The following is a 14379-nucleotide window of genomic DNA, read 5'->3' as shown; positions in this document are numbered from 1 at the left end:
ACACCGACGCCCCCGCATGATCAGACCTATGGACCGCCGATGGCCCGGCCCGCCCGGGCCGGGCCATCGCACGTCGGGTCAGGCCGTCCGACTACGGCTGTAGAGCGCCTTGGCCCACCAGAAGCAGGCCACCGTGATGACGGCGCACCAGGCGACCGCGAGGAGCCCGTTGGCGCCGATTCCGCTGCCGAGCAGCAGGCCACGGAGCGTCTCCATGACCGGGGTGAAGGGCTGGTAGTCGGCGAACAGGCGTACCGGCGTCGGCATCGAGTCGGTGGGGACGAAACCGCTGCCGAGGAACGGCAGCAGCACCAGCGGCATGGGCAGGTTGCTGGCCGTCTCGACGCTCTTGGTGACCAGGCCGAGAGCCACCGACAGCCAGGTGACGGCGAAGGTGACCATGGCCAGCACACCGATCGCGGCGAGCCACTCGACGGCACTGGCGGTGGGGCGGAATCCGACGAGCAGCGCCGCGCCGGTCACGGCCGCGAGGCTGACCATTGTCTGGAGCACGCTACCCAGGACATGGCCGGTGAGAACCGACGGTCGAAAAATCGCCATGGTACGGAAGCGGGCGATGATGCCCTCGGCCATGTCCATCGCGACCGAGATCGCGGTGCCCTGCGCCGCGCTGGCCACCGTGATGAGCAGGATGCCCGGGGTGACGTAGTTGGCGTAGTCTGCCCGGCCGCCGGCAGGCCCGAGGCCGGCGCCGAGTGTGCCGCCGAAGACGTAGACGAAGAGCAGCAGGAGGATGACCGGGATGCCGATGAGCATGAGGGTCAGCGAGGGGTAGCGGCGCATGTGCAGCAGGTTGCGCCGCAGCATGGTGTTGGAGTCGCGCAGGGCGAGGGTGAGGGTGCTCATCGCGCTGAAGCCCTTTCGTGTCCGAGCCGCCCGGCCCGGGTGTCGGGTTGGCCGGTGAGGGCGAGGAAGACGTCGTCGAGGCCGGGGGTGTGCACGGCGAGACCGGCCACGGTGATGGAGTCGCGGTCGAGGTCGTCCAGGAGAGACCGCAACGAATCGACCCCGCCGTCGCTCGGCACCTCGAGGGTCAGCGCGGCGTCGTCCCGGGTGGCCGCCGTGAACGTACGGGCCGCCGAGTCGAGCCCCTCCTGGTCGGCGAACCGCAGGACGACGTGACCGCCCGGGATGAGCCGCTTCAGCTCGTGCGGGGTGCCCTCGGCGATCAGTCGGCCGTGGTCGAGGAAGGCGACGCGGTCGGCGAGCTGGTCGGCTTCCTCCAGGTACTGGGTTGTCAGCAGGATGGTGACGCCCTCGGCGGCGAGCGCCTTGATGATGTGCCACATGGCCCGGCGGCTTCGCGGATCGAGGCCGGTCGTCGGCTCGTCGAGGAAGATGACGCGGGGGTCGCCGACCAGCGTCATCGCGAGGTCGAGTCGACGGCGCATGCCTCCGGAGTACGTCGCGGCCGGCTTGTCCGCCGCTTCGGTCAGATCGAACTGTTCGAGCAGGTCGGCGATCCGTCGGCGACCCGCTTCGCGGTCCAGGTGACACAGGTCGGCCATGAGGTGCAGGTTCTCCCGGCCGGTGAGCAGGTTGTCCACGGCGGAGAACTGGCCGGTGACGCCGATCAGCTCGCGTACGGCGTCCGGGTCGCGGGTCACGTCGTGCCCGAGGACGCGGGCGTGGCCGCCGTCCCCCGCGAGGAGGGTGGAGAGGATCTGCACGGTGGTGGTCTTGCCGGCGCCGTTGGGGCCGAGCAGTGCGAAGACCGTTCCCTCGGTGATCATCAGGTCGATGCCGTCGAGCACGACCTTGTCGCCGTAGGACTTGCGCAGATCGGTGGTGACGATCGCGGGTTGCCTGCTGCCGGTCATGGTCTCCTCATTTGCGGTGGGGGGGTCGGGGCGGGTCAGGCGCGGCGGATCGTGATGTCGCCGTACGAGGTGTTGGCTCGGATCTCGACCGTCTCGTCGGTCTCGGCCGGGCCGTCGGTCGTTTCGAGGGCGTTGTGTACGCGTCCGTGTCGGGAGCTGACGTCGAGCCAGGCGGCAGTGCCGCGCCGGACCCCGACCTCGATCGCGCCGTAGGAGGTCTGCGACTCGATCGACCCGCGCACGACCTCGCCCAGCCGCACGTTGCCGTACGCGGTCCGTGCCACCACCGACGCCGTCGGCGCGTCGACGGTGATGTCGCCGTACGCGGTGTTGATCCGGACGTCACCGCCGCCGCGGCCGATCCAGCAGTCGCCGGATGAGTTCTTGATCTCGGCGGTGCCGTCGACCGCGCCGAGGCGCACCTTGCCGGACGATGCCTTCACCCGGGCGGAACCGGTGACACGCTCCACCGCGACCTCGCCGTGGCTGCTGTCGATCTCCAGCGAGCCGGTCTCCTCCAGCCGGATCGTGCTCCCGGTCTTGATGCGGCACTCGCCGAGCCGGCCCTCGCCGCGGAAGGCCGCCCACGCTGCCTCGGCGTGCAGCCGGGTGCCACTCGGCACCTCGATCAGCACGTCGACGGACGGCCCGGAGCCAAAGCCGTACCGGCGCCAACTCTTCGGCACCCTGATTCGCAGCTGCCCGGCGGCGAACTCGACGGTGGTCTGCTCCGCCGCGCTCACGTCGGACTTGCTCGACGGGTCGCGGGGCCGCACCTGTACCACCGTGTCGGTGCGGTCGGTCGCGGCGATCCAGGCGTCCCCGATGGGCAGCTCGACCTGGACGGAGATCGGTTCTGGTGTGTCGAAAACAGGCATGGTGGTCTCCCGGGAGGGTGTCAGCGGAGGCGGAACGAGGTGCGGGCAGGAGCGCGCTTCAGCGCGCCCAGCCGGTGACGTGCTGGCCGGACCTCGGGGGTTCCGGCCGGCGTGGCGGCTGGCGGTCGGGGCTACCGGCCCCGACGGCACCGGCGACGGCGCGCACCAGCCAGGCGTTGACGGACAGCCCGGCGCGGCTCGCGGCCTCGTCGACGCTGGCCTTGAGGTGGTCGGGAAGGCGGAGGTTGATCCGGGACGTGCCGCCCTCGTCGCCCTCGGGCGGCAGCAGGGGCGCCGGGGCCGCAGGCGGTTCGCTGACCTCGCCCGGCCCGTTCGTGGGCGGGGTGGCGGTTGCCACCACGAAGTCGGGCTCGCGTCCACGCAGTCGGACGTGCACCGACCCGGGGGCGAGATCGCGGGTGATCTCGTCGGCCGCGTCGGACAGCGCCTCGAGCAGCGTGAGGTGGGTCGCCGCTTCGAGCTGGGTGAAGAGCCGTTCGGCAAGCACCCGGCCCTCCGGGTCCACGCCCTCGGCGGCCACGGCGAACTCGTTACGCAGGTTCTCGACGTACGGCCTCAAGTCCATGGCACCATGATGGCACCACTTTGGCTCAGCATGCAACACCCGTGGCTCATTTTGCTGCCATGACGGTCATCGTCGCAGGTAACCGGGGCATTCCGGCCCTCCGAACGCGCGGCGGACCAGCCGGTTCGCGATCTCCTGGCTCAACCCGGTGGCCACCAGCAGGTCACTGGTGGTCGTCCGCACCTGCGCCACCACGACGGCACCGGAGAAACCGACCCCCTCCCGATAGGCGTCACCGGCGGCGCAGACCGCCCGCAGGGCCCGCTCCCGCGCCTGAACAGGTTCCTGACCGGCGGCGAACTGCCGCTTGAGCAGGCGTACCGCCTCGGCCAGGTCGGCGACGGCCGTGGGCATTCGTTCCGGGACGGGTTCGCCGTCATCGATCAGTGTCACCACCCGGCGGATCAGCGTTCCCGTGTTGCGCATCGCCCGGTCGATCGGCTCCGCCGTGTGCGCATACCGGGCCACCGGCCCGTGCCGCTGGTGCCAGTGCACGGGCGAGAGGGTGCTGGCCTCCCGGGCGCCCTGCGTCGCCTCGACGAGCGCGCTCAGCTCGGCCTTGTTCTCCCGCAGCTTCGCCCGGGCGGTCAGCGCGCGGTCGATGTCACGGTCGGTCAATGCGCCAGCGGTGGCCTCGAGCTGGTCGCTGAGCAGGTCCAGCGCCGGCCGCGCGGCCCGGTTGAGCACCCGCAGCGGGCTCAGCGGCAGCAGGACGGCGGTGACCAGCAGCGCCACAGCGCCCCCGATGAGGGCATCCACGAAGCGGGGAATCTCCAGGTCTCGCACGGACGGACTCAACGTGGCGACGAGCACGGCCGTGGCCCCGGCCTGGACCACCACCGCCGCGCTGCCGGCGAGGAACAACGCGACCAGGATCGCCAGCACGACCATCAGAGCGAGCTGCCACCATCCGGTGCCCATCACCCCGAGCAGCAGGTCACCGACCAGCACCCCCACGGTGACGCCGATGATGAGCTCGATGGTGCGACGTAGGCGTTGCCCGAGCGACGCCGCGAGGGTGGAGACCGCGGAGATCGGCGCGAACACCGACTGCGAGACGTGCAGCACCTGGTGCGCCACCAGCCAGGACAGCGCCGCGGCCAGGCCGGCCTGCAGGGCCAGACCGCCGATGCCCCGAACCCGCCGCCCCCGGTCCCGCAGCGCCTCCGACAGCCGGCCCCATAGGCGGGCGACGGTCGACGTCGGGCCGTGCTGCGCTCCCGCGCCGGCGCGTGCCGGCGCGTCCCCGTCCGTACCGGGCCGACCGGCAGCGACCATGGCGGGCGGCTACCCCGCCGTACCCCGATCAATCCTGGCAGCCGGGCACGACCACGCGGGTCCGTGCCCGGCCCGGCGTCCGACGGCGGTCACGCTCGGCGCGCGGCGAGCGCCTTCTCGGCGTACGCCCAGAGCTGGTCCGCGGCCGCCGGGTCGACCGCATGGTCCGCATCCCCGTCGGTGGCGTCGGGAAGCACCTCCACCTCCTGGTGTTGAGGGCGGCGGCGGTGATCCCGTCCACCGCCTCGACCGCGACCTGACGACCGGAGAGGGCATCGCCACCGGCCTGCCCCGGTCGTACACCGGGGCGATCTTCGGCTTTCTCGGCCGGCAGGTCCAGCCCGGCCGTAAGCGGGACGTGCCGCGCAGGGAACCCCCCGACGTGAAGAATGCTTCCCGTTATCTCATTTTTGCCCTTTATTGCTCCATTTTGCGTGTGTAGATCCCGATCGCGTGATGTGGTGGTCAGCGCACTCGGCCGTTCCATCCGGCCGAATCGAGCAGGATGCGCAACGCCTCCTGCAAGCTTTCAGCACGGAGGTTGATCTTGACAGCAAAACCCATTCGTCGTTGGCGGTGGGCGGTCCTGCCGGCCCTTGGGGCATCCGCAGCCGTCGCCGTGGCCGCCAGCCTGCTTCTCTTCAGCTCGACCGCCGCCAACGCGGCGGATGCGCCGGTGGGATTGGGTACGGCCGGCAACTTCTCCGTCCTGGCGGGCGCCGAACCGACCAACACCGGCCCGAGCTTCCTCGCCCAGAGCCTCGGCAGGTTCCCCGGCAACACCGCGTCGGGCTTCGGGACCGCGACCATCGGTGGCGAGGTCCACCTTGGTGATGCGGTGGCGCTGCAGGCCCAGAGCGACCTGACCATCGCCTACAATGACGCCGCCGGTCGGACGCCGTTCACCAACCTGCCCGCAGAACTCGGCGGCAACACGCTCAATCCGGGCGTCTACCGGATCGGGGCCGCGCAGCTGACCGGGGCACTGACACTCAACGGTCAGGGCGATCCCGCCGCCGTGTTCATCTTCCAGGTCGACTCGTCGCTGACGACGGCGTCGAACAGCAGCGTCGTCCTGACCAACGGAGCATCGGCCTGCAACGTGTTCTGGCAGATCGGCAGCTCGGCGACGATCGGCACGGGCACCACCTTCGTGGGCACCATCATGGCCCAGGCCTCGATCACGATGGCCACGGGCGCGACGCTGCAGGGCCGGGCGTTGGCGCGCACCGCCGCCGTCACCCTCGACACCAACGTCATCTCCGCTCCGGTCTGCGCTGGGCCGACCGGACCACCCGGACCCACCGGACCAGCCGGGCCGTCCGGCCCACCCGGTAGCCCCGGCGCCCCTGGTAGCCCAGGCGCACCCGGCAGCCCAGGCGCACCCGGCAGCCCCGGAGCACCCGGCGCACCAGGCAGCCCCGGAGCACCCGGCGCACCAGGCAGCCCCGGAGCACCCGGCGCACCAGGCAGCCCAGGCGCACCCGGCAGCCCGGGCGCACCCGGGAGATCGGGCGAGGACATCCTGCCGGTCACCGGCAGCGGCGTGGTGCCTGCTCTGACGGGCGTCGGAGGTGCCCTCGTCACCCTGGGCGTGCTCGTGTTCCTCCTCGCCAGCCGCCGACGACTGCTGGAGTCCTGATCGACGGGCCCGGCCGGTGTGACCTGCCGGCCGGGCCTCGATCGGCGTCGGTAGCTTCGCGGCAGCGCGCCGACGGACCACCCGCCACGGCGACGCCGACGGCCAAGTGCGACGCCCAGGCGGCGCCGCCGACGACGATCACCGCCGACACCGTCGCCGCCCGGGCCGTCGTGCTCGACGGCGCCGACAACGCCCTGGTGCTCACCAACTTCACCACCCACGCGTACACGATCGGGATGAACGGCGGCACCAGCACCATCAGCCTGGCGAACGACAAGGTGACCAGAGTTCGATGTCCTTCGCCAACCCGGGCAGCCGGGCGTACACCGTGGTCATCGACGGCGCGCACGGCGACATCTCGCTCGGCAACGCCGACCTGGCCGAGGAGTTCGACGTCGCGGCCGGTCACCTGCCGTCGGCGATCCCGGGCGCGGTGCTCGTGATCGGCGAGACCGGCGCGTTGGAGCTGGCCGACAAACCGTACGACAGCGCGGTGGCCGGCGTGGTCTCCGGCGCCGGCAGCTTCGCCCCGGCGATCGTGCTGGACCGACGTCCGGACAGCGACCAGCGTCGCCCGCTGGCCCTGGCCGGCAAGGTGTACTGCCTGGGTCGACGCCAAGAGCGGCAAGGTGTCGGACAACCACAGCAGCGACGACTTCGCCGAACACGGGCAGGACCCACGGATCGCGCAGTACTGGGATCAGCTCAGCACCGCCACCGTGAACTTCCGGCTGAGCGTGACGATGAACGTGGCCGAGCTGATCGGCAACATCCTGAAGTGGATCCCGGTGGTGATCATCGGCGCGGTGGTCGCCGGGTGGATCGCGCTCTTCGGCCAGCCGGGCAGGGTCCACGCAGGGAGTGAGGCGTCGGTCACCCCCGGTCGGGACGGACACGGTGGTGAGCGGCATACCTCAGAGGTATGAATATGCCTCTGAGGTATGCCGCTTCCGGGTACATCGGCATTGCGGGTCAGCCAGCGACCCTTCTCACCGCGCTGTACATGCGGATCGACCACTGACTCGGGCGGGCTACCCGCGTCAGCCGGCCGGCCGTAACGCGTCCGACAGGTCCCGCGCGAGGTCACCGCCAGCTTGCGGTAGGCCCGACCCAGATGTGTCTGCACGGTACGCACCGACAGCACCAACGCCTCGGCGACCTCCCGGTCGGACAGGCCCCGGGCGGCGAACCCGGCGATCTGCCTCTCCCGCACGGTCAGCCCCGCCACCCTCGCGGGGTCGTCGAATACCGCCAATCACGGTGGGGTCGCGTCCGGCCAGCCCGACGGCGCGTCCCTGCTCGATCAGGGCGGCGCGGAGCGCGACCGCTGCCGGCGCTCCGCCACCCTCGAGCCAGGCGCGACGGGCCAACTGCTCCGAGGCGGCCGGGCCGGCGTACAGGCAGAAGCCGGCGGACCTGATCAGCTCCGGCGGCCCGACCTGTTGCCCGCCGTGCACCGCCCAGAGCGCGCTGGCCACCGCCTGCGGTCCGCGCGGGGTGGCCTGGACGCGCGCCGGCCAACAACGCGGCGGATACACGTCGACGCCGCGCGAGCGACATCCGCCGACGTACCTGACCGGACGGTTGCGGGGCCAGGCGGCCAGGCGTCGAGGCCTCGCCGATAATCACTTGCCGCGCGCGACGGGCGTCGCCAGAGTGATGCCATGACGTACTGACGGACACCACCCGAGCACCGCGCCGAGGCCGCTTCGCGCCGCTCGGCGCCGTACCGCCGTCCGTCCCCTTGCGATTCAGCGAGAAGTGAGCGTCGTTGTCTGAGCAACACTCCCCTCGGGAGTCTTCGTCCCGGTCCGCCCCGGCCACCGTTGCCGTGTTCGCGTCCCCCGCGAGTTGGATCGAGTCCGCCGCCCTGGACCAGTGCCGGCAGGTGGCCGCCCTCGACGGCATGGTCCACGTCGCCGGCATGCCGGACCTGCACCCGGGCAAGGGCGCCCCCATCGGCGCGGCCATGGCGTCGACCGTCCTGTACCCGTTCCTCGTGGGCTCGGACATCGGTTGCGGCATCGCCGTGTTCCCCATCCGCCTCCGACGCGTCGTAACCGAGCGGCTGGCCGCCCGGTTCCCCGACCTCGACCGCGCGCTGGACCCCGACCGGGAGGCCGACGATCCGGCCTGGGCCGTCCTCGCGGGCGACGTTCCCGCCGGCCATCGGGACGGTCTCGGTACGGTCGGCCGCGGTAACCACTTCGTCGAGCTGGCTCGCGTCGACACCGTCTTCGCACCGGAGCACGCGCACCGTCTCGGACTGGCCACGGGTGACCTCGTCCTCGTCGTGCACAGCGGCTCGCGGGGCCTGGGTGAGCGGATCCTGCGGACGCACACCGAGACGCACGGGGCGGGCCCCGCTCCCGACCCGGCCGCGTACCTGGCCCGGCACGACGAGGCGGTGCGCTGGGGCTCGCTCAACCGGCGGCTGCTCGCCGCCCGGGTCGCGTACGCCCTGGGGGCCGAGCCGACCGAGCCGGTCGTCGACCAGTGCCACAACCTGGTCGAGGTGCGCGATGGCGTCTACCTGCACCGCAAGGGGGCCGCACCCGGTGACGGTCGCGACGTGCTCGTCGCCGGTACGCGGGGCACCGCGTCGTACCTCGTGGCGGCCCACGCCGGGGCGGACGCCAACCACTCGGTGGCGCACGGTGCGGGCCGGAAGATGTCCCGCGCGGACGCCCTGCGCCGGGGCCGTGCCAAGCACACGGTCGAGGAGCTGCGGCGTACCCCGGTGGGTTCGCTGGTGGTGTGCGGCGACCGCCAGTTGCTCTTCGAGGAGGCGCCCACGGCGTACAAGCGGATCGAGCGGGTGATCGGCGATCTCGTCGAGCACCGGCTCGCCACGCCGGTGGCCACCACGATCCCCCTGGTCACCTACAAGACGCCGGATGTCGGGGCCGTGCCGCGGTCGGATCGGCGCGACACGCGTCGCGGGCGGGGTCGGTCGTGAACGCGCACCTGCTCTTGTCCGCCGGCCGTGGGCCGCGGGAGTGCGCGTGGGCGCTGGCGCACCTGTTGCGCCGCCTGGAGGGTGACGCCAGCCGGCAGGGCGTGACGGTCCAGCGGGTCCATGCGGTGCCCGGCGACCGTCCAGGCACCTACCGGTCGGTGCTGATCCGGCTGTCCGGCGTCGACGTCGAGGCGTTCGCCGCCTCCTGGACGGGGACGCTGTGCTGGCAGGCGCCCAGCCCCTACCGCCCGGGCACCGGTCGAAAGAACTGGTACGTGACCGCGCAACCGCCGCCGAGCGACGCGCCGCCGACGACGTTCGCCGAGGCCGACGTCGACATCGTCGGCTGCCGCACCGGCGGTCCCGGCGGCCAGCACCGGAACAAGGCAAGCACCGCGGTACGCGCCACTCACCGCCCCTCGGGCCTCGTCGTGGTGGTGGACGAGGAACGGCAGTTCAGTCTGAACCGGCGCATCGCCCTCGAGCTGCTGCGCCAACGTGTCGAGCGCGGCGACGAGGCGGCCCGCCGCGCGGTCACGACCGCCCGTTGGCGCATCCACGACGACCTCGTGCGGGGCGATCCGACCCGCATCGAACGCCCGGAGCCAGTGTCCGCGCCGCATCGGCAGCGGCGCGGGCGGACGGCCTCCGGCCGCTGAGGGCGGGCACACTGGAACCAGACCAGCCAGTACCTGCACGTGTGGGACTCGACCGACCTGACCAGCTTCACCGGTTACCGCCCGATCCGGATGCACACCCTGAACACCCACACGTGGGCGCCGACCGCCTTCTGGGATGCGGCCCGAGGGCAGTACGCCATCGTCTACTCGGCGAACAACGGCCAGGACGTGTTCCTGGTCAACGACACCAGCGACTTCCGCACGGTCAGCTCGCCGCAGGTGTTCTTCGGCCCGGGCTTCGGTGTCCTCGACGGCGACGTCGTCGTCGACGGCGGCACCACCTACCTGTACTACAAGAACCTCGCCAACGGGAACCTCTACGGCGCCCGGTCCGGCACCGGCGCGCCGAACAGCTTCACCACGTACACCTCGGGGTTGCTACAGGGCAGCGGCATCGAGGCGCCGCTGCTGGTCAAGGCCGTCGACGGCAGCGGCTGGCGGCTGTGGGGCGACTCGTACAGCCCGGTCAACAACGACTACTACAGTTCGGTGTTCCGGGCCGACGCGACCTTCTACCGCACCGCCGGACTGGCCGACGCCTCCTGGACCTCGTTCCGCTCCTACAACTTCCCGACCCGCTACCTCCGTCACTACAACTACCTGCTGCGCATCGACCCGCTGAGCGCCAGTTCCAGCGCCACGGACCGGCAGGACGCCACCTTCCAGACCAAAGGGCCGGTCGGCGAGTGGCTAGGATGCGGTCGCCGCCTGACCGGATGCGACGCTGGTCGTAGGGTGGTGACATGGCTGAGCGATCCCTGACCCTGATGGCGGTGCACGCGCACCCCGACGACGAGGCGACGAGCACCGGTGGCGTCCTCGCCCGGTACGCGGCCGAAGGTGTCACCACCGTCCTCGTGACCTGCACCGACGGGCGGTGCGGCGACGGCCCCGGCGGGGTCAAGCCCGGTGAGCCCGGCCACGACCCGGCCACCGTCGTGGCGATGCGTCAGGCGGAGCTGGAGGCCAGCGCGGCCACGTTGAAGGTCACCCACCTGGAGACGCTCGGCTACGCAGACTCCGGGATGATGGGATGGTCGACGAACGACCAGCCCGGCTCCTTCTGGACGACGCCGGTGGCCGAGGCTGCGGACCGGCTCGCCGACCTGATCCGCCGCTACCAGCCGGACGTCATCGTGACCTACGACGAGAATGGGTTCTACGGACACCCGGATCACATCCAGGCTCACCGCATCACCATGGCCGCCGTCGCGCAGACCGACATCCCCGCGAAGGTCTACTGGACCACCGTGCCGCGGACGGCGTTCGCGGAGTTCGGCCGGATCATGAAGGAGCTCGGCATCGAGTGGGCCGAGCCGGATGAGTCGTCGGACATGCCCGAGTTGGGTCTGCCCGACGACGAGATCACCACCTGGGTCGACACCCGCAGCTACGGTGCGCAGAAGTTCGAGGCGCTGGCCGCGCACGCCAGCCAGACCGAGAGCATCTTCTTCCTCCAACTCGGCCAGGATCGGTTCACCGAGCTGATGGGCACCGAGACCTTCGTTCGGGTACGGGACACCACCGACGCGCCGGTGCCCGAGGACGACCTCTTCGCCGGCCTACGCTGACGCGTACCCACACCCGGCGGCGGGCCCGCTACCGTTGCCGGGTGCGGGTGGTGGTGGCGGAAGACCTGGTGCTGTTGCGGGACGGGTTGATCCGGCTGTTGGAGGCACACGGTTTCGAGGTGGTCGCCGCCGTGGGCACCGGGCCGGACCTGCTGACCGAACTCGTCAACCGCCGTCCCGACGTGGCCGTGGTCGACGTACGGCTGCCTCCGACGTACACCGACGAGGGTCTGCGGGCCGCGCTCGCGGCGCGGGCCGAGGTGCCGGGGCTTCCGGTGCTGGTGCTCTCGGCGTACGTGGAGCGGCTGTACGCGCGGGAACTGCTCGCCGACGGCCACGGCGGGATCGGTTACCTGCTCAAGGACCGGGTCTCCGACCTCGGTGAGTTCGTCGACGCGGTCCGCCGGGTGGCCGCGGGTGGCACCGCGCTCGACCCCACAGTGGTGGCGAAGCTGCTCGACAGCCGGACGCGGGTGCTGCCCCTGGACCGGTTGACTCCGCGTGAGCGGGAGGTGCTGGCGCAGATGGCGCAGGGCCGGTCCAACGCCGCCATCGGGGCCGCCCTGTTCATCACGGAGAAGGCCGTCGCCAAGCACACCAACAGCATCTTCGCCAAGCTCGGGTTGCAGTCGTCCGAGGACGACAACCGCCGCGTCCTGGCCGTCCTCGCCTACCTCGACGCATAGGGGTACTGGCACCACCACGGGAGGGGTCCCAGGCTCCTCGAAACACACCCCGTCGGCGGCGAGCCTGAGAACATGACCGCAACCGTTGGCACGACGACCCTCCAACCGGGCCCCGTCCCCCGCACCGACCGCGCCCTCGCCCCCGACCTCGCCCGCGGCGCGATGCTGCTGTTCATCGCGCTCGCAAACGCCGCGAACTCCGCCTTCGGCGGGCAGCCCGGCCTGGACGGCACGCCGCACGGCGCGCAGCGGGTCGTCAACGCCGTCCTCGCGACGTTCGTCGACAGCCGCGCCTACCCGGTCTTCGCCGTCATGTTCGGGTACGGCCTCGTGCAGATCGCCCGACGACAGGGCGAGGACGGACGGCGAATCCTGCTCCGGCGCAACGCCGCACTGATCGTCTTCGGCCTGTGCCACGCGACGCTGCTGTACTTCGGGGACTTCCTCGGCGCGTACGGCATCGTCGGTATCGTCGCCACCCTGCTGTTGCTGCGCCGCGGCGACCGGTTCCACCGCATCGTGCTGTGGCTCTGGGGCATCCAGACCGCGTACGCGGGCGTCCTGGCGGTGACCGCGCTGGTCGGCGCGCGCGGCGGCAACGCCGTCCTCACCAACACGCCGAACCCGTCGCTCGCCGCCTCGTCGTACGGCCAGTCCGTCCTCGACCGCCTCGCCGAGTGGCCGGTCCACACCGCCACCGTGCTCCCGTTCATCGTCATCGTGTGGCTGGGCATCTGGGCGGCTCGGCACCGCATCCTGGAGAACCCTGCCGCGCACCGCACGCTGCTGCGCCGCGTCGCCGTCGGCTGCCTCGGCATCTCCGTCGTCGGCGCGCTCCCGTACGCGCTCATCGCCGCTGGTGCCGTGCACGTCGACGCCGCTACGGTCAAGGCCATGGCACTCGTCCACGCCGTGAGCGGCGAGTACGGAGGGCCCGGCTACGTGGCGTTGTTCGGCCTGCTGGCGCTGCGACTCGACCGCGCCCGCCGCGGCCGTGCCCTGCTCGCCCCGGTGGTCGCGCTCGGGCAACGGTCGCTGAGCGGGTACCTGTTGCAGTCCGCGGTGTGGCTGGCGCTGTTCGCACCGTGGGCGCTGCACCTGGAGGGCACGTACGCAGCCACCGGCGTGGCAGTCGTCACCTGGCTGGTGTCGCTGGCCGCCGCCTGGGCTCTGAGTGTCACCGGTCACCGGGGGCCGGCGGAGACGCTGCTGCGACGCATCACCTACCGCACCACCCGCCGATGACCGCCACCATCCGCAGGACCGTGGCCGGGACGCTCTGCGTCGCGGCCACGGTCGCCTGGCTGGTCACCGGACGTGGCGTGTTCTGGCCCCGGTGGGTGTACTTCGGGGTCGGCATGGTCCTGCTCGGCCGGCTCCTGCTGCGGCGGGCACTGCGGGTGCCACCGGGCCGGCGTCTCTGGCTCGCCCTCGACGCCGCCGCCTGCGCCCTGATCGGGTGCGCCGATCTCAGCGTCTGGGTGCTCACCGGCGGCGGCTACTTCTGGCCGGCCTGGACGCTGCTCGGCCTGGTGACGATCGTCGGGCTGCACGCGTGGGTCATCAGCCGCCCTCCCGGCGCCCGCGAACGGGAGCTGACCGAGCGCATCGCCACGTTGACCCGTTCCCGCCGCGGCGCGGTGGACCAGCAGGCGGCCGAGCTGAAACGGATCGAGCGCGACCTGCACGACGGTGCCCAGGCCCGCCTGGTGTCCCTGGCGCTGACCCTCGGTCTGGCCGGGGACCTGCTGCGCCGCGATGTCGACGGCGCCGCACGCCTGCTGGCGGAGGCCCGTGCCACGGCGACCGCCGCCCTCGACGACATTCGCACCGTCACCCAGAGCATCCACCCTCCGGTCCTCGCCGACCGCGGGCTCGGCGACGCCGTCCGCGCCCTGGCGCTCGACCTCGCGGTGCCCGTCACCGTCATCGGCGACCCGCCCGCGCGACTGCCGCCGGCGGTGCAGACCGCGGCGTACTTCGCGGTGGCCGAAGCCCTGGCCAACGTGGCGAAGCACAGCGGCGCCACGGAGGCGTGCGTGACCTTCGGTCAGGTCCGCGACGTGGTGCGGATCGACGTCGACGACAACGGTACGGGTGGCGCCGACCCGAGCGTTGGCACCGGACTACGCGGCATCACCGGCCGGCTCGACGCCATCGACGCCCGCCTGTCGGTCGACAGCCCGGTCGGCGGCCCGACGCGGGTCACCGTCACGATTCCGATCGAGCCCGGGTGATCGGCGCGGGCCCGCGCGGAG

General features: G+C 71.9%; 15 protein-coding genes and 1 pseudogene. 9 read left to right on the top strand and 7 right to left on the bottom strand.

The genetic code is table 11. The annotated features are described in order from the left end of the window. Nucleotides 1–78: 78 nt before the first annotated feature. The 5 genes from ACLQ24_RS11835 to ACLQ24_RS11815 form a co-directional block, all read right to left on the bottom strand. The gene (locus ACLQ24_RS11835; protein WP_425891162.1) at nucleotides 79–867 is read right to left on the bottom strand and encodes an ABC transporter permease; all 789 of its coding nucleotides are present in this window, start codon (nucleotides 865–867) and stop codon (nucleotides 79–81) included. Then, nucleotides 864–1841 (bottom strand): ATP-binding cassette domain-containing protein, encoded by a 978-nt coding sequence (locus ACLQ24_RS11830; RefSeq protein ID WP_425891160.1) that lies wholly within the window; start codon nucleotides 1839–1841, stop codon nucleotides 864–866. Before ACLQ24_RS11830 ends, ACLQ24_RS11835 begins: the two co-directional genes overlap by 4 nt. 35 nt (nucleotides 1842–1876) lie before the next feature. After that, nucleotides 1877–2719, bottom strand: a complete 843-nt coding sequence (locus ACLQ24_RS11825) for a DUF4097 family beta strand repeat-containing protein (RefSeq protein WP_425891158.1) — start codon at nucleotides 2717–2719, stop codon at nucleotides 1877–1879. 58 nt (nucleotides 2720–2777) lie between these two features. Beyond that, the gene (locus ACLQ24_RS11820) at nucleotides 2778–3305 is read right to left on the bottom strand and encodes a hypothetical protein (protein WP_425891156.1); all 528 of its coding nucleotides are present in this window, start codon (nucleotides 3303–3305) and stop codon (nucleotides 2778–2780) included. Nucleotides 3306–3371: 66 nt separating this feature from the next. After that, nucleotides 3372–4583: an FUSC family protein gene (locus ACLQ24_RS11815; protein ID WP_425891154.1), complete on the bottom strand. Its 1212-nt coding sequence runs from the start codon at nucleotides 4581–4583 to the stop codon at nucleotides 3372–3374. A gap of 547 nt (nucleotides 4584–5130) precedes the next feature. On the opposite strand from ACLQ24_RS11815, the gene ACLQ24_RS11810 reads away from it, so the two are divergent. After that, nucleotides 5131–6225 (top strand): ice-binding family protein, encoded by a 1095-nt coding sequence (locus ACLQ24_RS11810; RefSeq protein WP_425891152.1) that lies wholly within the window; start codon nucleotides 5131–5133, stop codon nucleotides 6223–6225. A gap of 405 nt (nucleotides 6226–6630) precedes the next feature. Here ACLQ24_RS11810 and ACLQ24_RS11805 read toward each other — a convergent pair whose 3' ends face one another. After that, nucleotides 6631–6819, bottom strand: a complete 189-nt coding sequence (locus ACLQ24_RS11805; RefSeq protein ID WP_425891150.1) for a hypothetical protein — start codon at nucleotides 6817–6819, stop codon at nucleotides 6631–6633. 35 nt (nucleotides 6820–6854) lie between these two features. Here ACLQ24_RS11805 and ACLQ24_RS11800 point away from each other — a divergent pair, with 35 nt between their 5' ends. Next, complete coding sequence (locus ACLQ24_RS11800; protein WP_425891198.1) at nucleotides 6855–7151, top strand: hypothetical protein; 297 nt, start codon at nucleotides 6855–6857, stop codon at nucleotides 7149–7151. Between the two features lie 161 nt (nucleotides 7152–7312). Here ACLQ24_RS11800 and ACLQ24_RS11795 read toward each other — a convergent pair. Next, nucleotides 7313–7438: pseudogene (locus ACLQ24_RS11795) on the bottom strand (helix-turn-helix domain-containing protein); the annotation flags it as partial. 558 nt (nucleotides 7439–7996) lie between these two features. Here ACLQ24_RS11795 and ACLQ24_RS11790 point away from each other — a divergent pair. From ACLQ24_RS11790 to ACLQ24_RS11760, 7 genes are all read left to right on the top strand, one after another. After that, nucleotides 7997–9184 (top strand): RNA ligase RtcB family protein, encoded by a 1188-nt coding sequence (locus ACLQ24_RS11790; protein ID WP_425891148.1) that lies wholly within the window; start codon nucleotides 7997–7999, stop codon nucleotides 9182–9184. After that, nucleotides 9181–9843: a peptide chain release factor H gene (gene prfH / locus ACLQ24_RS11785; protein WP_425891147.1), complete on the top strand. Its 663-nt coding sequence runs from the start codon at nucleotides 9181–9183 to the stop codon at nucleotides 9841–9843. Before ACLQ24_RS11790 ends, prfH begins: the two co-directional genes overlap by 4 nt. Nucleotides 9844–9882: 39 nt before the next feature. Further along, nucleotides 9883–10626 carry an AbfB domain-containing protein gene (locus tag ACLQ24_RS11780; protein WP_425891146.1) on the top strand — a complete coding sequence of 248 codons (744 nt, stop codon included), beginning with the start codon at nucleotides 9883–9885 and terminating at the stop codon, nucleotides 10624–10626. After that, nucleotides 10608–11435, top strand: coding sequence for a PIG-L family deacetylase (locus tag ACLQ24_RS11775; protein ID WP_425891145.1), 828 nt, complete (start codon nucleotides 10608–10610; stop codon nucleotides 11433–11435). The genes ACLQ24_RS11780 and ACLQ24_RS11775 overlap by 19 nt, the downstream gene beginning before the upstream one ends. A 41-nt stretch (nucleotides 11436–11476) precedes the next feature. Continuing rightward, nucleotides 11477–12121: a LuxR C-terminal-related transcriptional regulator gene (locus ACLQ24_RS11770; RefSeq protein ID WP_425891143.1), complete on the top strand. Its 645-nt coding sequence runs from the start codon at nucleotides 11477–11479 to the stop codon at nucleotides 12119–12121. Nucleotides 12122–12193: 72 nt separating this feature from the next. Further along, nucleotides 12194–13366, top strand: a complete 1173-nt coding sequence (locus ACLQ24_RS11765) for a DUF418 domain-containing protein (protein ID WP_425891141.1) — start codon at nucleotides 12194–12196, stop codon at nucleotides 13364–13366. Next, on the top strand, nucleotides 13363–14358 hold the full coding sequence (locus tag ACLQ24_RS11760) for a sensor histidine kinase (protein WP_425891140.1): 996 nt from the start codon (nucleotides 13363–13365) through the stop codon (nucleotides 14356–14358). Before ACLQ24_RS11765 ends, ACLQ24_RS11760 begins: the two co-directional genes overlap by 4 nt. The last annotated feature ends 21 nt before the right edge of the window (nucleotides 14359–14379 follow it).

This window comes from Micromonospora sp. DT4 (genome assembly GCF_049841675.1).
Lineage (GTDB): Bacteria > Actinomycetota > Actinomycetes > Mycobacteriales > Micromonosporaceae > Micromonospora.
Note: the sequence above shows the minus strand (reverse complement) of the source record. Positions and strands in the feature narration are given on the sequence as shown.